This window comes from Streptomyces sp. Ru62 (genome assembly GCF_002920615.1).
In the GTDB taxonomy this organism is placed as follows: domain Bacteria; phylum Actinomycetota; class Actinomycetes; order Streptomycetales; family Streptomycetaceae; genus Streptomyces.
The window spans coordinates 40942-54902 of sequence record NZ_PQSU01000038.1 but is presented as its reverse complement, the minus strand read 5'-3'; the positions used below and the strand labels follow the sequence as shown (position 1 = coordinate 54902).

The window sequence follows — 13961 nt, the reverse complement described above, 5'->3', positions numbered from 1 at the left end:
TCACACCTGGCCGAGCGGCCGGATGACGACGGGGTACGTGTTCGCGCCCTCGGGAACGGGGCACTGGGTGACCCGCGCGGCGATCTCCGTGACCCGCTCCAGGCTCCCGCACTCCAGGAGCCAGTAACCGGCGATCACTTCCTTGGTCTCGCCGTACGGCCCGTCGGTGATCACGGGCTTGCCGTCCGCGCCAGCGCTGACGAGGCGGGTCCTGGCAGGCTCGGCCAGCCCCTGGGCATCGATGAACTCGCCTGTCTCGGCGAGGTCGTTGTTGATCGCCCCCATGTGCTGGAACATCGCCTGCATATCCTTGTCGCTCCAGGCGGGGAGGCCGGCGGTGGGCTTGCCCGCCTGGGCCTCGTAGTCCGCCTGCGTGCCCTGCACCATCACCAGGTACTTCATGAGTCCACTCCTTCGGCCCGGGCCGCCCCTGGTGGGCGACTCTCACAGGGGACGTCGGAGCCGGCCCGCGCTTCTCTACACGCTCGCGGAAGTTTTCTGTCTCCGCGAAGCCCTTCATCACGATGCTCCCCTCGCGTGGAAAACACGAGCCTGCCACGGGCGGTCACCTGCTGACTAGCGCTTCGCCGTACGGCGACCAGCTTGAAGACCGCGCGGTATGGCCATCATCGGGGGTGATCGTCCAAGGTGGGTTGATGAGCGACACGTACCCCTTCGAGATCACTGACGACATGCGCCAGGCCGCGGACACCGCCCGGCGGTAGGGCCTGCAGAAGGATCTGCGGACGCTCGCGGCTAGCATCCGGGCTGACGCGGAAGGCCGGTACGACAGCGTGGAGCCCGGATGGCGCGGAGTCGAGTGGACGCTGCGGTGGATCGAGAACACCGTCAGCCAGCTGACCGAGCGCAGGCCGTAGAAGAGCGGGCAGCGTCTGGTGGAAAGGACCCGTGTGACGTGGACGCTGCCGGAGCCGATGCTGAGCACGCCCGTAGCCACGCCGGATCTGCGGCCGGGCTGGGCGGGCGAGCCGAAGTGGGACGGGTTCCGGGCGGCCGTCTTGGCACGACGCGGGCCCGGCAGGCGCCGCCTGCGCTCTTGCGCCACAGCTCTCTGCCAGAGAGCGGATCGAGGACTACAAGCCGCCCTGGGTCGAATGCGGCGATGTAGACGGCGTCGCCAGCGACCCTGGGGGGCCGTACTGATGCGTCGGGCGACCTGAGTGTCAAACAACGGGTGTCCATTTGCCCGTCCCAGGCCAGCGCCCCGCCGCACCCCGTAGTCAGATGAACCGTCGTGCGACGGTAAGGGCCCGGCGTCCCGAAGCCGGGATGTCGGGCCCCCTTACCGGGGCGCGATCAGGCGGGGCGGATGTTCTCAGCCTGCGGGCCCTTCTGGCCCTGCGTGACGTCGAACTCGACCTTCTGGCCCTCCTGCAGCTCGCGGTAGCCCTGGCTGGCGATGTTGGAGTAGTGGGCGAAGACGTCGGGGCCGCCGCCCTCCTGCTCGATGAAGCCGAAGCCCTTCTCGCTGTTGAACCACTTCACTGTGCCCTTGGCCATGACTGTCTCCTTTGAGGGAAACCGGGCACGCACGCTGCGCGACCGGGAGGTGATCGCCCTGGTCCGGAGAGGCGCTGAACAGCAAGAACGCCCGTGAGGCGATCACGGGCGAACGGAACTTCGGAACCACGACTGCTGATCACAACGCTATAACGGCATGACGGAGGCCGCTAGCGAAAACGCGCCAGCATCCGGCCCGGAACGAAGGACTGGGCCCCCGTGAGGCTCGGCCGATGGTGATCAAGCAGCTTCGCGCCCTTCTTCTGCACAAGGCTGCGGCGAGGCAGGGCCTCTCCCCGCCGCCGACTGTTCTCCACCCACCGCCGCCGGCCGCTCATCATCCCCGTCATCATCGCCGCCTGAGCCGCGGCCCCGCAGCACGGTCCGCAGTTCCGGCGGCGGCCCCGCGAGCATCGAGGTCGGGCACGCCCGGACCGGATGGTGGCGAAGCCGCCGGGCTCGACGAGCGGATCGCCTCGCCGTGGGCGGCCGGCAGGTCCGCGAGGGAGTCGGTGTTGCGGGCGACGGCCCTGTCACGCTCCAGGGCCGCCTGCGCAAACTCGCGGCCGAAGCCGCGGGAGGAACCGGTGACATGGCGGCGGTGCACCCCGCTCAGATGTTGCACAAGATCGGACAGCGTCCACTCGGGGCAGGCCGGCACCTGCACGTCGTCCGAGCGGGTAGGGCACGGCCATCTCGAACGCTGCAGACGGTCCGAGCTGTGCGATCTGTTGCTCCCAGTCGCTCTTGGCGATGGTGATGTGCTCCGTGGCCTGGGCGAACCCCGGATATCCGGCCGCTTGCGGCAGGGTGGCGTTGAGGTCGACCGGTGTCCGGGCTGGTGTTCATGCGGGGCAGGTGCCCAGCATCTCGTCCAGCTTGTCCTTCTCCGGCTCCGTGATGTTGAGGGCGTACACGTATTTCACGTGGGTCCAGGCGCGTGCGTAGGTGCACCAGTAGGAGCGCAGCGGCGGCGCCCATTGGTCGGGGGACTGGTCGCCCTTTTGCCGGTTCGAGCTGGCGGATACGGCGATCAGCTGCGGGTTGGTGAGGTCGTTGGCGAACTGGCGGCGCTGGGCGGTGGTCCACTCATCGGCTCCGGAGCGCCATCCGTTGGCGAGGGGGACAACGTGGTCGATGTCGACCTCGGTGGACGGCCTGGTGGCGACCTTGCCGTCGTAAACGCTGTACCAGATGCCGGAGACGGCCCGGCACTGCTCGTCCTGACCACGTCCTGGCCGTCACGGGCGAGGACGACCTCGCGGGTGTCGCAAGTGCCGTACTGGGTGACCCAGTGCGGGAACTTCGACCGCGAGTACCCGGTCATCGGGTGCGGGGCTGCGACAGTGAGGTCGTCCAGTTCCTTGCGGACGACATCCGCCGGCGGCGGCTCAGGGAGCTCCCGCCGCACCGCGGCGGCGGTGGCCGGATGACGGGCGGCTGCCGGCGGTGCGGCGGCGGACGCTGCGAAGGGAGCGGAGAGGGACAGGGACAGCAGAGCGGTGGCGGTCAGACGCCACCATGAGCGCGCAGTGATCACAGAGCGAACGCTTACCGGCATCACCTGCCGACCGCGGGGATCACCGCTCTGGTGGGGTGTGTCCCAGCGCAGGGGTTGACGTGGCCCTGTGGCCCCGTCGTGTGGTGCTCGCCGCCTTTGGCGGGTACGGCAGCGTGCCTGACGCATGGCTTATTCCGGGCCGACGGCGCCGTGGCGGATGCGGACGCTCTCCCCAACCCTCGGTCGTGCGCGGTGTGCCAGGGTCGGGTTGTGGCTCAGGCGGTCGTCTCGACTCCTTGACCTCGTACGCACCCAGTGGGAGCGCCTGCGCACTCGAGGGGCGGAGCCGAGCGGCAGCGTGCCGCCTACCGCCACCGCTCCAGCCTGCCCGACGTCGTCGACCACGTCATCGCCGCCACTTGCCCCTCGCAGGTGCCCTGAACAGCGCCAGCGGACGTGCCCACGGGGCAGGCCCGGCCACCGTGAAGCCCGGAGGATGCGCTTCGTGGGCGCGGGCGTGAGCGCCCCGTGCCGGTGACCCGCCCGAGAAGGGGGCTGAGGAACCGGGCGGGCTGCACGGGAGCGACACCGATGTCCACGAGGACCGTGTCTGCCGAGCGAAGCCGCCTGGCGCGCTAGGGCGCCAAGCAGCACGGTGGCCTGGTCTACTTCCGGAAGACTTCGACCCGCTGCAGCTCGACGTCCGAGTTGGGGCGGTCCTGCGTGGCGGGAACGTCGGCGATCGCGTGGACGACATCCTGGCCGCTGACGACCTGGCCGAAGATGGTGTGCTTGCGGTTCGGGTGGGGGGCCGGTCCCTCGGTGATGTACCACTGGGAGCCGTTGGTATGCACCTGCCGACTGGCTCTGTACACGAGAGTGGGCTCTGGTCCACTTCTTGTGGAGTTGAGCTGCCTTGGGTGGCTGCGGGCAATGTGAGGTCCGACCTGCGACGCCTACGCCTGAGCGGACCACGTAGGTGGTCGGTTCTCACTCAGCCGTAGGCAGCCGTCTCTAGGGTGTGCATCAGGGAAGTCCACTGATCGTCCGGGAGGCGTCATGCCCTTGCAGATGAAGCTGAGCGCGATAACCCTCGACTGCCCGGATCCGCTGGCATTGGCAGCGTTCTATCAGCAGGCCACCGGTCTGGAACTCCATCCCAAGTCGAACGCTGACTTCGCCGGTCTCGACTGTGAGGACGAAGTCTTCATCGGTTTTCAACGGGTCGATGGCTACCGGGCTCCGCGCTGGCCTGAACAGATCGTTCCCCAGCAGCTTCACATGTGCTTCAAGGTCAAGCAGGGATTGGACCAGGTCGAAGCCCGGTTGCTGGAGCTGGGCGCGGGCAGACCGGATCACCAGCCTCATGGCGCCAAGGCGCGCGTTCTGACCGATCCGGCCGGGCACCCCTTTTGCATCGTCGAGGAGGCTGATTGAGGAGTTCACGATGGCTGTGGGCCCCACCCATGTATGCCTACGACGGATCGGGACTACTACCGCTCGGACTCGCAGAGTTGGTGACGCTCTGTCATGCAAGCAAGGCTCGCTCGGAGACTGGGCAGCTCGCTGATGGCGGTGGCCGCTTCCATCCATGCTGGCAGTTGGTCGAACGGCAGGCGGTTTCGCGAGCGGATCCGGCTGGAGGCCGCGGAGCGATTCGCTGCGGGTGCCTCCAACGTCGAGGTCGCCAAGGACTTACGGGTGAGTATGCGCTCGGTGCAGCGCTGGCGCCGGGCCTGGCAGGACGCGGGCACCCAGGGGCTGCGGTCTGCCGGGCCCGTGTCACGGCCCAAGCTGAGCGAGGCCCTGTTCATCGTGCTTGAGCAGGAGCTCGCTAGACGTGGACGCTGGCGCGGATCAAGACGCTGATCGGGCGCCGGTTCCACAAGAGCATGACGCTGTCGGCGATCGCGAAGATGCTGCACCGGCACGGCTTCAGCCACCAGGTCCCGGCCCGCCGAGCCATCGAGCGCGACGGGCAGCCCGTAGCGGGCTGGGTGAAGGAGACCTGGCCGCAGGTGGAAGGTCCGTGGCGGCGCTCGACGCCTGGCTGTGCTTCGAAGACGAAGCCGGCTTCTCCATGACGCCGCCCACCGCACGGACCTGCGCCCGGCGCGGACGCACACCCGTCATCCGGGTGAGGGGACGCTCCCAGCGCCGCTTCTCCGTCGCCGCTCCGGCCTGCTACAAACACGGTGAACGCTCACGGCTGATCTACCGGCCCAAGCGGCATGGCGATCACAAGCGCGGCGGCAGACGCATTTTCACCTGGACCGACTACCGCGACCTGCTCATCTCCGCGCACCAGCAGCTCGGCGCACCCTTTGTGCTCGTGTGGGACAACCTCAACGTCCACAAGGACCGCCAACTACGGCAGTTCATCGACACCCACGACTGGATCACCTGCTACTTCCTGCCGGCCTACGCACCAGACCTCAACCCCGTCGAGGGCATCTGGTCACTGCTGCGGCGCAGCAGCCAGGTCAACACCGCCTTCACCGACCCTGACCACCTCATGAGCGCCCTCCGACGTGGTCTCCGCCAGGTCCAGTACCGCAGCAACCTCATCGACGGCCGCCTCACCGAAACCGGACTCACATTGACGACATCACGGCAACAACGTCAGTAGCCACCGCGTTGTTCCCACGCCTGGTGAGTGCACGTGCCCGTTTCCGTTCAGGTTCTGGGCCGGGAGGCCGATCACGTCGAAGGTGTTTCCGACGAGACCCAACGGCGTGGGGTCCTGCCTGGGGGCGGCGAGCGCGAGGGTGGCAATGCCTGTGACGGCTGCGGCGCCGAGGGCGAGACTGAGGATCTTCGTCATGCTCAGGCAGCGAGGTCCGTGACCAAAAAGACACCCAACAACGCACCGCAACATCGCCGACGTTTGCCAACAAGCGTGCTGATTCGCCAACCGTGCTGCGTCGTCACAACGCCCTTCCGGTGGGGGCCTCGGGGGTCGGGCTGTCTACCGTGGGGCCGTGACCAAGCCTTCCGACGACGCGGCCCAGCCGGTGCCGGTGCGGGTCGTGTTGCCCGCGGATCCGGTGCTCGGTCATCTGGAGCAAGAGGTCGTCGCGCGGCTGTGGAGGCAGCAGCAGACCGAGACAGGTTAACTGTACCTGGTGGGGCCGCCGTCGTACCGGGACCTTGAGGACGCCGGGGTGGAGGCGGCGGAGTACCGGGTGTGGGTTCGGACTCCCGACCATGTGCGGCCGGTCGACGGCATCGACTACGACCAGGTCGCCACCGAGCGGTTGGAGCCGTCACCAAAGTCGGCGGTCCGAGAGGTGCTCGGGGAGCGCCGGCCTTCGGGGTGGGTGCTGGCGAAGGTGCGTGAGGGGCGGGGCCCGGCCCGGGGCGTGCTGCACGCGCCGGAATGCGAAGAGGCTTTGCAGGACGCGCCGCCGCTCGACGTGGAGCACGCGTTGAACGTCGCGGAGAACCCGGGGACGCGGCTGTGCACGCCGTGCGGGTGCGCTCAGGAGCTGACGCCGATGCTGAGCGGATTCGACCACATCACCGACTCCTGACCTGCCGTGGTCGGGGCGGCCGGTGCCGTGGTCGGGCCCATGGTCGGGCCTGTGGTCAGGGTGTGTCGCCGGAGTAGTAGAAGCGGCAGCTCACACCCGGGCCGGGCGTGCGGGGTTCGCCGAGGCGCGGGTCGTACAAGGCGCGGCCGCCGGGCCACCGTCCGAGTTCGGTGGACAGGGCGGCACCGTCGTCGACTTCCTCGGTCCGCCACCCGTGGATGTCCAGCAGCAGGCCGTCCAACGGCCCGCCGACCAGTTCGGCGTAGGTCCGGTGTGGGAGCGGGCCGGGGTTGGGGTCGTCGTGTTCCGCGCCGTAGACCCGGCCGTTCAGCAGCTGCTCATCGCCGTTCATCTGATCAGCTTTGCAGCCGCCACCGACAACGCGGGCTTGCCCAGCACCGCCTGGGCAAGCCCGCGTGGTCGATCGCTGCCGCTTACCCGGGTCAGGTACGGAAGCGGGAGAGCCAGCCGCCGGCCTTCTGCGCGGCGGCCTGTTCCTCTGCCTCCTGGCGCAGGCGCTCCTGCTCCTGGCGCTCGCGCCGCGTCCAGCGGCCCGACTGACCGCAGTTCGCGCCCTGCACCGGGGCGACGGCGGCCTTGGCACCCGCCAAGTGCTCCCCGTTGCACTGGCAGACTGACCGGGTTCACCGGCGCTCCGGTCCCCCACTTTGTGCCGGAGGTGCCGCCTGCAGTGGGGGTCGGCTGGCGGTTGGGACCCTCCCGCTGGGGCAGGACGCGGCCCCGGACGCCGCTGCGGCTGCAGCGCGGTTGGGTGCCGACGGCGCCCAGCGGGCCAGCAGCGCAAGGCGTTCGGCAGTGGGCGAGCCTGGCTCGGCCGTGGACATTCCGAGGGTCTGTTCGGGATCGTCGACGGGGGTGAACGCCTCGTAGCCCAGCACCAGGTCGCCGACGACGGGGTGGCGCAGGTGCTTGGTTCCGTGGGTGCGCTGGAAAACGTCGTGATCGGCCCACCAGCGACGGAAGTCTTCGTCCTGCAGCGAGAGCTCTTCGACCAGCTCGGCCAGGACGGGGTCGCGCGGATGACGTCCGGCGTACAGGCGCAGGGAGGCGACGATGCCGCGGGCAGCGTTCTCCCAGTCGACGTAGAGCGAGCGGAAGTAGTCGTCGAGGAATGTCAGGCGTGCCATGTTGCGGCTTCGGACGGGCAGGGCCTCGAAGTCCGAGTAGAGCGCGCGGGCGAGGTGATTGCCGGCGAGGATGTCCATGCGGCGGCCCAGCACCAGGGCAGGTACGTCGGTGATGCTGTCGAGCAGCAGGCGCAGACCCGGGCGGACGCGCTGCGGTTCCGGCGAGCGGGCTGGGTTGCGGGCCGGTTTGGCGATGCGGAACAGGTGGGCGCGCTCCAGGTCGTTCAGGCGCAGGGCTCGTGCGATCGACTCGAGTACTGTGGCTGAGACGTTCACGTGCCGGCCTCGTTCGAGGCGGACGTAGTAGTCGACGCTGACGTCCGCGAGCTGGGCGACCTCCTCGCGCCGCAGCCCCGGTACCCGGCGTGGGCCGGACGACGGGAGGACCCCGGCCGCGTCTGGGGTGATCTTGGCGCGGCGGGACCGCAGGAAATCGCGCAGCTCCGTGTTCGTCTCATCGACCATGTCTCCACACTAATCCGCCGCCCACAGTTGCCAGGGCCCCGAAAGGGGGTCTGCCAGACCCCCGGTTCGGGCGGGCCTGGCAGAGCGATGCAGTGGGTGTTTGGCTGATCGCCGATCGTCCAGCACAAGAGGGGCAACATCTGTCATGAAGCGGAGAATCCTCGGCGGCACAGGGCTGTCTGTGAGCGAGTACGCACTGGGTGCGATGATGTTCGGCGCCATGGGCAACACCGATCACGACGAGTCGGTCCGAATGATCCACACCGCGCTCGACGCCGGTATCAACCTCATCGACACCGCTGACGTGTACTCCGGCGGTGAATCGGAGGTGATCGTCGGAAAGGCGATCAAGGGCCGCCGGAACGATGTCGTGCTGGCCACCAAGTTCGGACTGCCGATGGGCGACGATCCCAACCGGCGTGGCGGCTCGTCACGCTGGATCCATCGCGCCGTGGAGGACAGCCTCCGCCGTCTGGACACCGACTACATCGATCTGTACCAGATGCACCGGCCCGACCCGGACACCGACATCGACGAGACCCTCGCCGCCCTCTCCGACCTGATTCGGGCGGGGAAGGTCCGCGCCATCGGCGGCTCGTTCTTCTCCCCCGACGAAATCGTGGAAGCACAGTGGGTGGCCGAGCGACGCGGACACCACAGGTTCCGCACCGAGCAGCCGCCGTACTCGATCCTCACCCGGGGCGTCGAGAACCGGGTGCTGCCCACCGCCCAGCGCTACGGCATGGGTGTGCTCACCTTCGGCCCGCTCAACTCCGGGTGGCTCTCCGGCCGCGCCGACCCCACCACCGGCCACCGCAACGCCGGACGCGGTGCACAGGTGTTCGACATGTCTCGGTCCGGTGTACGTGCCAAGGCAGAGGCCGTGCGGAAGCTCACCGCACTGGCCTCCGAGGCCGGCCTGCCCCTGCCCCACCTGGCCATCGCCTTCGTCCGCGCACACCCGGCCGTCACCGCCGTGCTGATCGGACCCCGCCGCCCTGAGCACCTAGCCGACCTTCTCGCCGGCGCCGACGTCGAACTCGGTGACGACCTCCTCGACCGCATCGACGACATCGTGCCGCCCGGCGTCGACCTCCACTCCGGAGACTTCTACATCAGCCCCACCCCGCCCATCACCGACAAACGCCTGCGGCGCCGCTGAGGCCTCCCCGGCCATACCGCCCGCGTTACGGCTGACCGCTAGCACCTGTCCATGTCATCACGTTCCGTAACGACGAGGCCTGCCGCCATCTCGGTGACGGGAAGACGTAGCCGCGCTTGTCGTAGCGATTGGTGACCGCTCGGTGCTGCTTGAACCGGGCGGTCGCCCGCTCGACGGTCTTGCGTAAGAGGTGGCGGCAGGGACGGGAAGAGCACGGTCAAGGGGACGTCGTGGAAGCTGCCTCGCATGGGTTGATCATCCGTTGCTGCTGCTCGCAGGACGACCCCTGCGGTAGATGTCTGGTGTGAGCCCACCGCGCGGCACGCCGCAGCTAAGCGCGCTCTGTGCCCGGGTGACTGGGTGGGCATCGGCGGCCATGAACATCGCGGCCCGGCTGGCGCTGAAGGTGCGCTCGAGCAGGCCGGTCAGCCGGCGGTGGTGGCACGCTCGGTGACATCTGCGTACTGGGCGGACAACTGCCCCGGTGTGGCGGCGGCGCGGCGGACGGTGGAGGCGTAGCCGAGGTCGCACCGTGCGGCCAGGTAATCGGCGGGCAGGCGGATCCGGCCACGGTGCTGGGTGTGGCGGACCAGCACGTCCCCGTCCGGGAGGATCTGCTGGACGGTCCAGGTGTCACCGCTCTTTATGAAGTCGCGTCCGCCGCTCACGGTCATTTCATCGCCGATTGAGACGGGTGACGATGATGTCGCCGACATGGGTGCGCTGCCCGGCGCGCCGGGGTGCGGCCTGGCGGGTGTCGACGGTGCCGGTCGCGGTGTGCCAGACCTGGGCGAGCCGGTTCAGGGCGGTCCACGGTCGTCGTGTCGGCGGCCGTCATCGGCGAGGTGATCCCCTTGCCCAGGTCCTTGGCCCAGGCGTTGAATACCGCGTCGTACATCGCTTCGTAGGTTCCGGCGACGATCCGGCCCTTGCCCCGGTACCGGTCGAAGACCGCCCGAGTCTCTGCGCCGTCCCGCAGGACCAGGGAGGCATCGGCTTCCCCGGGTACGCGGAAGCGGTGCAGCTGGTCGAGTTCCATCGCGTCGCCGACCCGGGCGATGGGCCGGCAGGCTGCCCCGCCCCGGCCTAGATGGCGGCGAGCTGGTGCGGGTCGCCGAGCAGGCGCACCACCGCCCCGGCGGCGGACGCGTCGGCGAGGACCCGGCCGAGCAGCAGGATGTTGGCCATACCCGCCTCGTCGATGAGGACGACGTGGCCGGGACGGTAGCCGGAAGTCCTCGTCCCCCGTCTTTCCGTCGGTGGCGCGGCCGCAATGGCGCAGCCAGGAGCCGCGTGCTGATGAGCCCGCACGATCGTGGAGTCAACCGAGACGGCCCAGCTCAGGTCCTCCTTCGCTCGCCCTGGGCCACCAGCGCGGTGAACACCCGCTCCCGGGTGCCGTCGACGGCCCACGTCCGCAGCCGGTTGTAGGCACCGCGCCAGTTGCCGTACCTCTGCGGAAGATGCACCCACTCGCGTTCCGGTCTGGACCTTTAGGCGATCGCGTCAAGTCGGCACGGCGCCTGGGCCGCCCGGCGGCGAGCCGCTCGACTGCCGACTCTCAGGGCAGGGCTGCGGCGGGTACGGGTGGCTTGGCCCGGAGACGGACCGCATCCTGGCTGGGTGGCGCGCCGAACATACGGCGGTACTCGCGGCTGAACTGTGAGGAGCTCGCGTAGCCGACGGTGTGGCCGACGCCGGTGACGTCGGAGGGGCGGCTGGCCAGGAGCAACCGGGCTTCCTGCAGGCGGATGCGCTTGTGGAACTGGATGGGGCTCATTCCCGTCACGGCGTGGAAGTTGCGGTGGAACGCGGACACGCTCATACCCGCTGTCTGTGCGAGGTCTTCGACCCGGAACGTCTCCGCGTAGTGCTCTCGGATCTGCCGGACCGTCCGGCTGATGTGGGCCAGTCCGCTGTCCGCCAGGCCGAGCTGCCGGATGGCGGGGCCTTGCTCGCCGCGCAGCAGATACCAGAGGATCTCCCGTTTGACCAGCGGGGCGAGGATCTTGCGGTCGGCGGGCCGGTCCAACAACCGCAGCAGCCGGACGATGGCATCCAGCAGTTCCGAGGGGGCCTGGCTGACCGCGATGCCGACGGGTGCGGTGGGTGCCGGGGCAGGCAGGTCGCGGGGGTCGGCGTCCAGGAGCAGCTGAGCGATGTCGGCGGGGTCGAGGGTCATACCGAAGCCGAGGGTGGGCTGCCCGGTGTCGATGACGTGGCCGGTGACGGGAAGATCGACCGAGCTGACGAGGTACTGACCGGGTCCGTATTCGTACAGGCGCTCGCCCAGGGCGAGGCGCTTGCCGCCCTGGGCGATCACCGCCAGCACGGTGCCGGACATGCCCGCGGCAGGAGCGCTGCGCTGGTCGAATCGGCACGCCTGAACACCATCGATCGCTGTCGTGAAATCGGGGCGCGCATGCCGGTTCAGCAGCTCGCGCATCTCGTCCAGAAGCATGCCTTCACCCTTGCACGGACCCGTCTCAGCCTGCTGTGTCGCAGCAGGATCGGGAAAGGGATGTCATCGCGGGCGCTTGGTCAGAGGTTCTGGCCGCCCGAGACCTCGATGTCCTGGCCGGTGATCCAGCGCCCCTCCTCGGAGACCAGCATGGCCACGACCATGCCGATGTCGTCGGGTTCGCCGATCCGGCCGAGAGCGAACGTCTTCGCCAGGTCCGGAATGATCTCGGGGTTCCTTGCGAAAGCGTCATCGGCGAAGCGGGTGCGGGTGGCGCCGGGGGCGACGGAGTTGACGCGGATGCCGCGAGCGCTGAACTCCTTGGCCATGTAGCGGGTGAGGACCACCATGGCGCCCTTGAGGGCCGCATAGACGGAGTAACCGGGCACGGTCACCTGGGGCAGAGTCGAATTGCTGGTCAGATTGACGATGGCACCGCCGTCGGCCAGCAGCGGCAGCAGGGTCTGGGTGAGGAAGAACGGCCCCTTGAACAGGCCGTCGGTGAGCTTGACGAACTCCTGCTCAGTGGCCTCCTCGATCATCGCCCTCCCGGCGAAACCCGCGTTGTTGACCAAGTGGTCGAAGGAGTTCCGCTGGAACGTCTCACGCAGGGCACCGGCCACCGCCTCACGGAAGGCGGGAAAGCCGGCCGTGTCGCCGATGTCCAGGCGCAGCGCCACGGCGGTGCCGCCCGACTGCTCGATCTCGCGGACGGTGTCCTGGACGCCCCGCTCGTTGGAGTTGTAGGTCAGGATGACGCCCGACCCGCGCCTGGCGATCTGGACGGCCGCGCTCTGGCCGATGCCGGAACTGGCGCCGGTGACGACGGCTACCTTCATCTGGTGTGCCTCCTGGGCATCCGGAGCCCTGAAGGCTCCGTACGGAATGTGACACCTCAAGCCAACCGCGCCGCCGTCCTGGCGAACAGAAAGATCCTCCCGACCTCTTGCCCAATCCTGCTGCCCTCCTGAGCAGCGCCGGTACGGGAGCGCGCCGAGCGGTTCGCCGCCGTGCTCGCCGAGTCCCTTGCCGGCCGCCGAATGCTGTGCGACCTGCTCAGCGCCCAGGCCGGCGTGCTGGAGCACAACGTGTCCCCGGAGGTAGCCGCCCGGTACAAGAGAGCGGCCATCGACAACGTGGCCGCGCTCGCCGCGCCGGCCCGGGCCAAGCTGCCCGAACTGGGCAACCAGGACTGGAAGCTGCCGGCGGCCACCTTGGTTGAAGCGCCACATCTACTGGTCTGGCAGCTTCGCCTGCTGCGTCGCAGCGAGGTGTGAGCACGTCGAAGACGATGCCGCTGTAGAAGGCTGTGTCGGCGACGCGCGGCCCAGCCCAGGGCCAATCCTTCCCCGATCCGAGGAGCGTTCCATTGGCTGGAACACCCGTTGAGCCGCTCGGCCGTACGGGCTTGTCTTGAGGAGGTCGTCCTAGGCGGGCTTGTCCCTCGTCAGGCGTCGTAGGCGGACTCCGACCAGCACGGTTGCGAACTGTGCCGACGAAAGGGCGACTGCAGTTACTGGAGGCACGCCATGTCCGACCTCTTCGTGCTCGACCTGTGGCGGCCGGTGCACCGCGCCCCTGGGAGGTTCATCCGCGCGGCCATGCGCTGGCACTTCGGCTCGGTCATCGGGTCGGCGTCCTGGTTGAAGCGAGCCCCCGCCCTTCCCTTTGACCCGCTGACCGACGTGAAGGGTGTTGAGGATCTCAGGCTGGTCCCGGACCACGTCGACGAGCTGCGGCAGGTGCCGGTGGGGGACCTGGCGCCTCGGAGACTTCGCGGCCACCGCATCGCCGGGGGCTGCGACAGCGGCGGTACCACGGGCGCTCCCGAACGGCTGCCCGCCTACGGCGAATGGCTGGAGCATGTCGTCTCGTGGATCGCCGGCGCCCTTGAGAGAGGGGGCGTTCTGGTGGAACAGGCCGCCGGCATACTGCGCACACAGCAGGTCGAGGTGCTGGTGGCCACCCCGCCACTACTGGAGCGGATGGTCTGCGACGACGCTCTGTTGGAACTGCTCCAGCGCCAGGTCAAAGGCGTGGTGTGGGGCGGTGCGCACCTGGACGCCGACAGCCGGGAGCTGTTGCGCAACGACATACTCGCTGGGACCCGTTGATGGGTATGTGCGGCAGCACCCTGATCCTCGGCACGGCCCCGGCGCCCCGTGTGTCT

Annotated in this window: 18 protein-coding genes and 3 pseudogenes; 7 read left to right on the top strand and 14 right to left on the bottom strand. The window is 68.9% G+C overall.

Going from position 1 to position 13961, the window contains the following annotated elements; genetic code table 11:
- The 4 genes and pseudogenes from C3492_RS36970 to C3492_RS36940 form a co-directional block, all read right to left on the bottom strand.
- Entirely contained in the window at positions 1 to 402 is a 402-nt protein-coding gene (locus C3492_RS36970) for a YciI family protein (protein WP_103816987.1), read from the bottom strand.
- Between the two features lie 915 nt (positions 403 to 1317).
- Positions 1318 to 1521 carry a cold-shock protein gene (locus C3492_RS36960; protein ID WP_014670069.1) on the bottom strand — a complete coding sequence of 68 codons (204 nt, stop codon included), beginning with the start codon at positions 1519 to 1521 and terminating at the stop codon, positions 1318 to 1320.
- A gap of 845 nt (positions 1522 to 2366) precedes the next feature.
- Positions 2367 to 3082: pseudogene (locus C3492_RS36945) on the bottom strand (HNH endonuclease family protein).
- 605 nt (positions 3083 to 3687) lie between these two features.
- Entirely contained in the window at positions 3688 to 3876 is a 189-nt protein-coding gene (locus C3492_RS36940; RefSeq protein ID WP_308461177.1) for a peptidylprolyl isomerase, read from the bottom strand.
- Between the two features lie 205 nt (positions 3877 to 4081).
- Here C3492_RS36940 and C3492_RS36935 point away from each other — a divergent pair, with 205 nt between their 5' ends.
- From C3492_RS36935 to C3492_RS36925, 3 genes and pseudogenes are all read left to right on the top strand, one after another.
- Entirely contained in the window at positions 4082 to 4459 is a 378-nt protein-coding gene (locus C3492_RS36935) for a VOC family protein (RefSeq protein WP_103816984.1), read from the top strand.
- A 201-nt stretch (positions 4460 to 4660) separates the two neighbouring features.
- Positions 4661 to 5106, top strand: a pseudogene (locus C3492_RS36930) (winged helix-turn-helix domain-containing protein).
- Positions 5103 to 5651, top strand: coding sequence for a transposase (locus C3492_RS36925; RefSeq protein ID WP_258056131.1), 549 nt, complete (start codon positions 5103 to 5105; stop codon positions 5649 to 5651). Before C3492_RS36930 ends, C3492_RS36925 begins: the two are co-directional and overlap by 4 nt.
- On the opposite strand, the gene C3492_RS44330 is transcribed toward C3492_RS36925, so the two are convergent.
- Positions 5631 to 5846 carry a hypothetical protein gene (locus tag C3492_RS44330; protein WP_146075771.1) on the bottom strand — a complete coding sequence of 72 codons (216 nt, stop codon included), beginning with the start codon at positions 5844 to 5846 and terminating at the stop codon, positions 5631 to 5633. The genes C3492_RS36925 and C3492_RS44330 overlap by 21 nt on opposite strands.
- Positions 5847 to 6036: 190 nt before the next feature.
- On the opposite strand from C3492_RS44330, the pseudogene C3492_RS36920 reads away from it, so the two are divergent.
- Positions 6037 to 6555: pseudogene (locus C3492_RS36920) on the top strand (DUF6233 domain-containing protein).
- A 55-nt stretch (positions 6556 to 6610) separates the two neighbouring features.
- Here the strand turns inward: C3492_RS36920 and C3492_RS36915 are convergent.
- From C3492_RS36915 to C3492_RS36910, 3 genes are all read right to left on the bottom strand, one after another.
- Positions 6611 to 6907: a hypothetical protein gene (locus C3492_RS36915; protein WP_103816983.1), complete on the bottom strand. Its 297-nt coding sequence runs from the start codon at positions 6905 to 6907 to the stop codon at positions 6611 to 6613.
- Positions 6908 to 6998: 91 nt separating this feature from the next.
- Entirely contained in the window at positions 6999 to 7166 is a 168-nt protein-coding gene (locus C3492_RS44955; RefSeq protein WP_181140739.1) for a hypothetical protein, read from the bottom strand.
- Positions 7167 to 7199: 33 nt separating this feature from the next.
- Positions 7200 to 8168 carry a helix-turn-helix transcriptional regulator gene (locus C3492_RS36910; RefSeq protein WP_103816982.1) on the bottom strand — a complete coding sequence of 323 codons (969 nt, stop codon included), beginning with the start codon at positions 8166 to 8168 and terminating at the stop codon, positions 7200 to 7202.
- A gap of 145 nt (positions 8169 to 8313) precedes the next feature.
- Between C3492_RS36910 and C3492_RS36905 the strand changes: the two genes are divergently transcribed.
- Positions 8314 to 9330, top strand: coding sequence for an aldo/keto reductase (locus C3492_RS36905; protein WP_103816981.1), 1017 nt, complete (start codon positions 8314 to 8316; stop codon positions 9328 to 9330).
- A 425-nt stretch (positions 9331 to 9755) separates the two neighbouring features.
- On the opposite strand, the gene C3492_RS36900 is transcribed toward C3492_RS36905, so the two are convergent.
- The 6 genes from C3492_RS36900 to C3492_RS36885 all read right to left on the bottom strand — a co-directional run bounded on the left by C3492_RS36900 (position 9756) and on the right by C3492_RS36885 (position 12630).
- Positions 9756 to 9998 (bottom strand): hypothetical protein, encoded by a 243-nt coding sequence (locus tag C3492_RS36900; protein ID WP_146075770.1) that lies wholly within the window; start codon positions 9996 to 9998, stop codon positions 9756 to 9758.
- A gap of 2 nt (positions 9999 to 10000) precedes the next feature.
- Positions 10001 to 10369 (bottom strand): hypothetical protein, encoded by a 369-nt coding sequence (locus tag C3492_RS44325; RefSeq protein WP_146075769.1) that lies wholly within the window; start codon positions 10367 to 10369, stop codon positions 10001 to 10003.
- 47 nt (positions 10370 to 10416) lie between these two features.
- Entirely contained in the window at positions 10417 to 10674 is a 258-nt protein-coding gene (locus C3492_RS36895) for an AAA family ATPase (protein WP_374938416.1), read from the bottom strand.
- A complete protein-coding gene (locus C3492_RS46335) occupies positions 10671 to 10799 on the bottom strand; it encodes a hypothetical protein (RefSeq protein WP_258056121.1) in 129 nt (42 codons plus the stop codon). The genes C3492_RS36895 and C3492_RS46335 overlap by 4 nt, the downstream gene beginning before the upstream one ends.
- Before the next feature lie 92 nt (positions 10800 to 10891).
- Entirely contained in the window at positions 10892 to 11791 is a 900-nt protein-coding gene (locus tag C3492_RS36890; protein ID WP_103816979.1) for an AraC family transcriptional regulator, read from the bottom strand.
- An 80-nt stretch (positions 11792 to 11871) separates the two neighbouring features.
- Positions 11872 to 12630, bottom strand: coding sequence for an SDR family NAD(P)-dependent oxidoreductase (locus C3492_RS36885; protein ID WP_103816978.1), 759 nt, complete (start codon positions 12628 to 12630; stop codon positions 11872 to 11874).
- Positions 12631 to 12801: 171 nt separating this feature from the next.
- Between C3492_RS36885 and C3492_RS36880 the strand changes: the two genes are divergently transcribed.
- Both C3492_RS36880 and C3492_RS36875 read left to right on the top strand, forming a co-directional pair.
- Entirely contained in the window at positions 12802 to 13068 is a 267-nt protein-coding gene (locus tag C3492_RS36880; RefSeq protein ID WP_258056120.1) for a hypothetical protein, read from the top strand.
- Between the two features lie 252 nt (positions 13069 to 13320).
- Entirely contained in the window at positions 13321 to 13905 is a 585-nt protein-coding gene (locus tag C3492_RS36875) for a hypothetical protein (protein WP_103816977.1), read from the top strand.
- Positions 13906 to 13961: the final 56 nt, after the last annotated feature.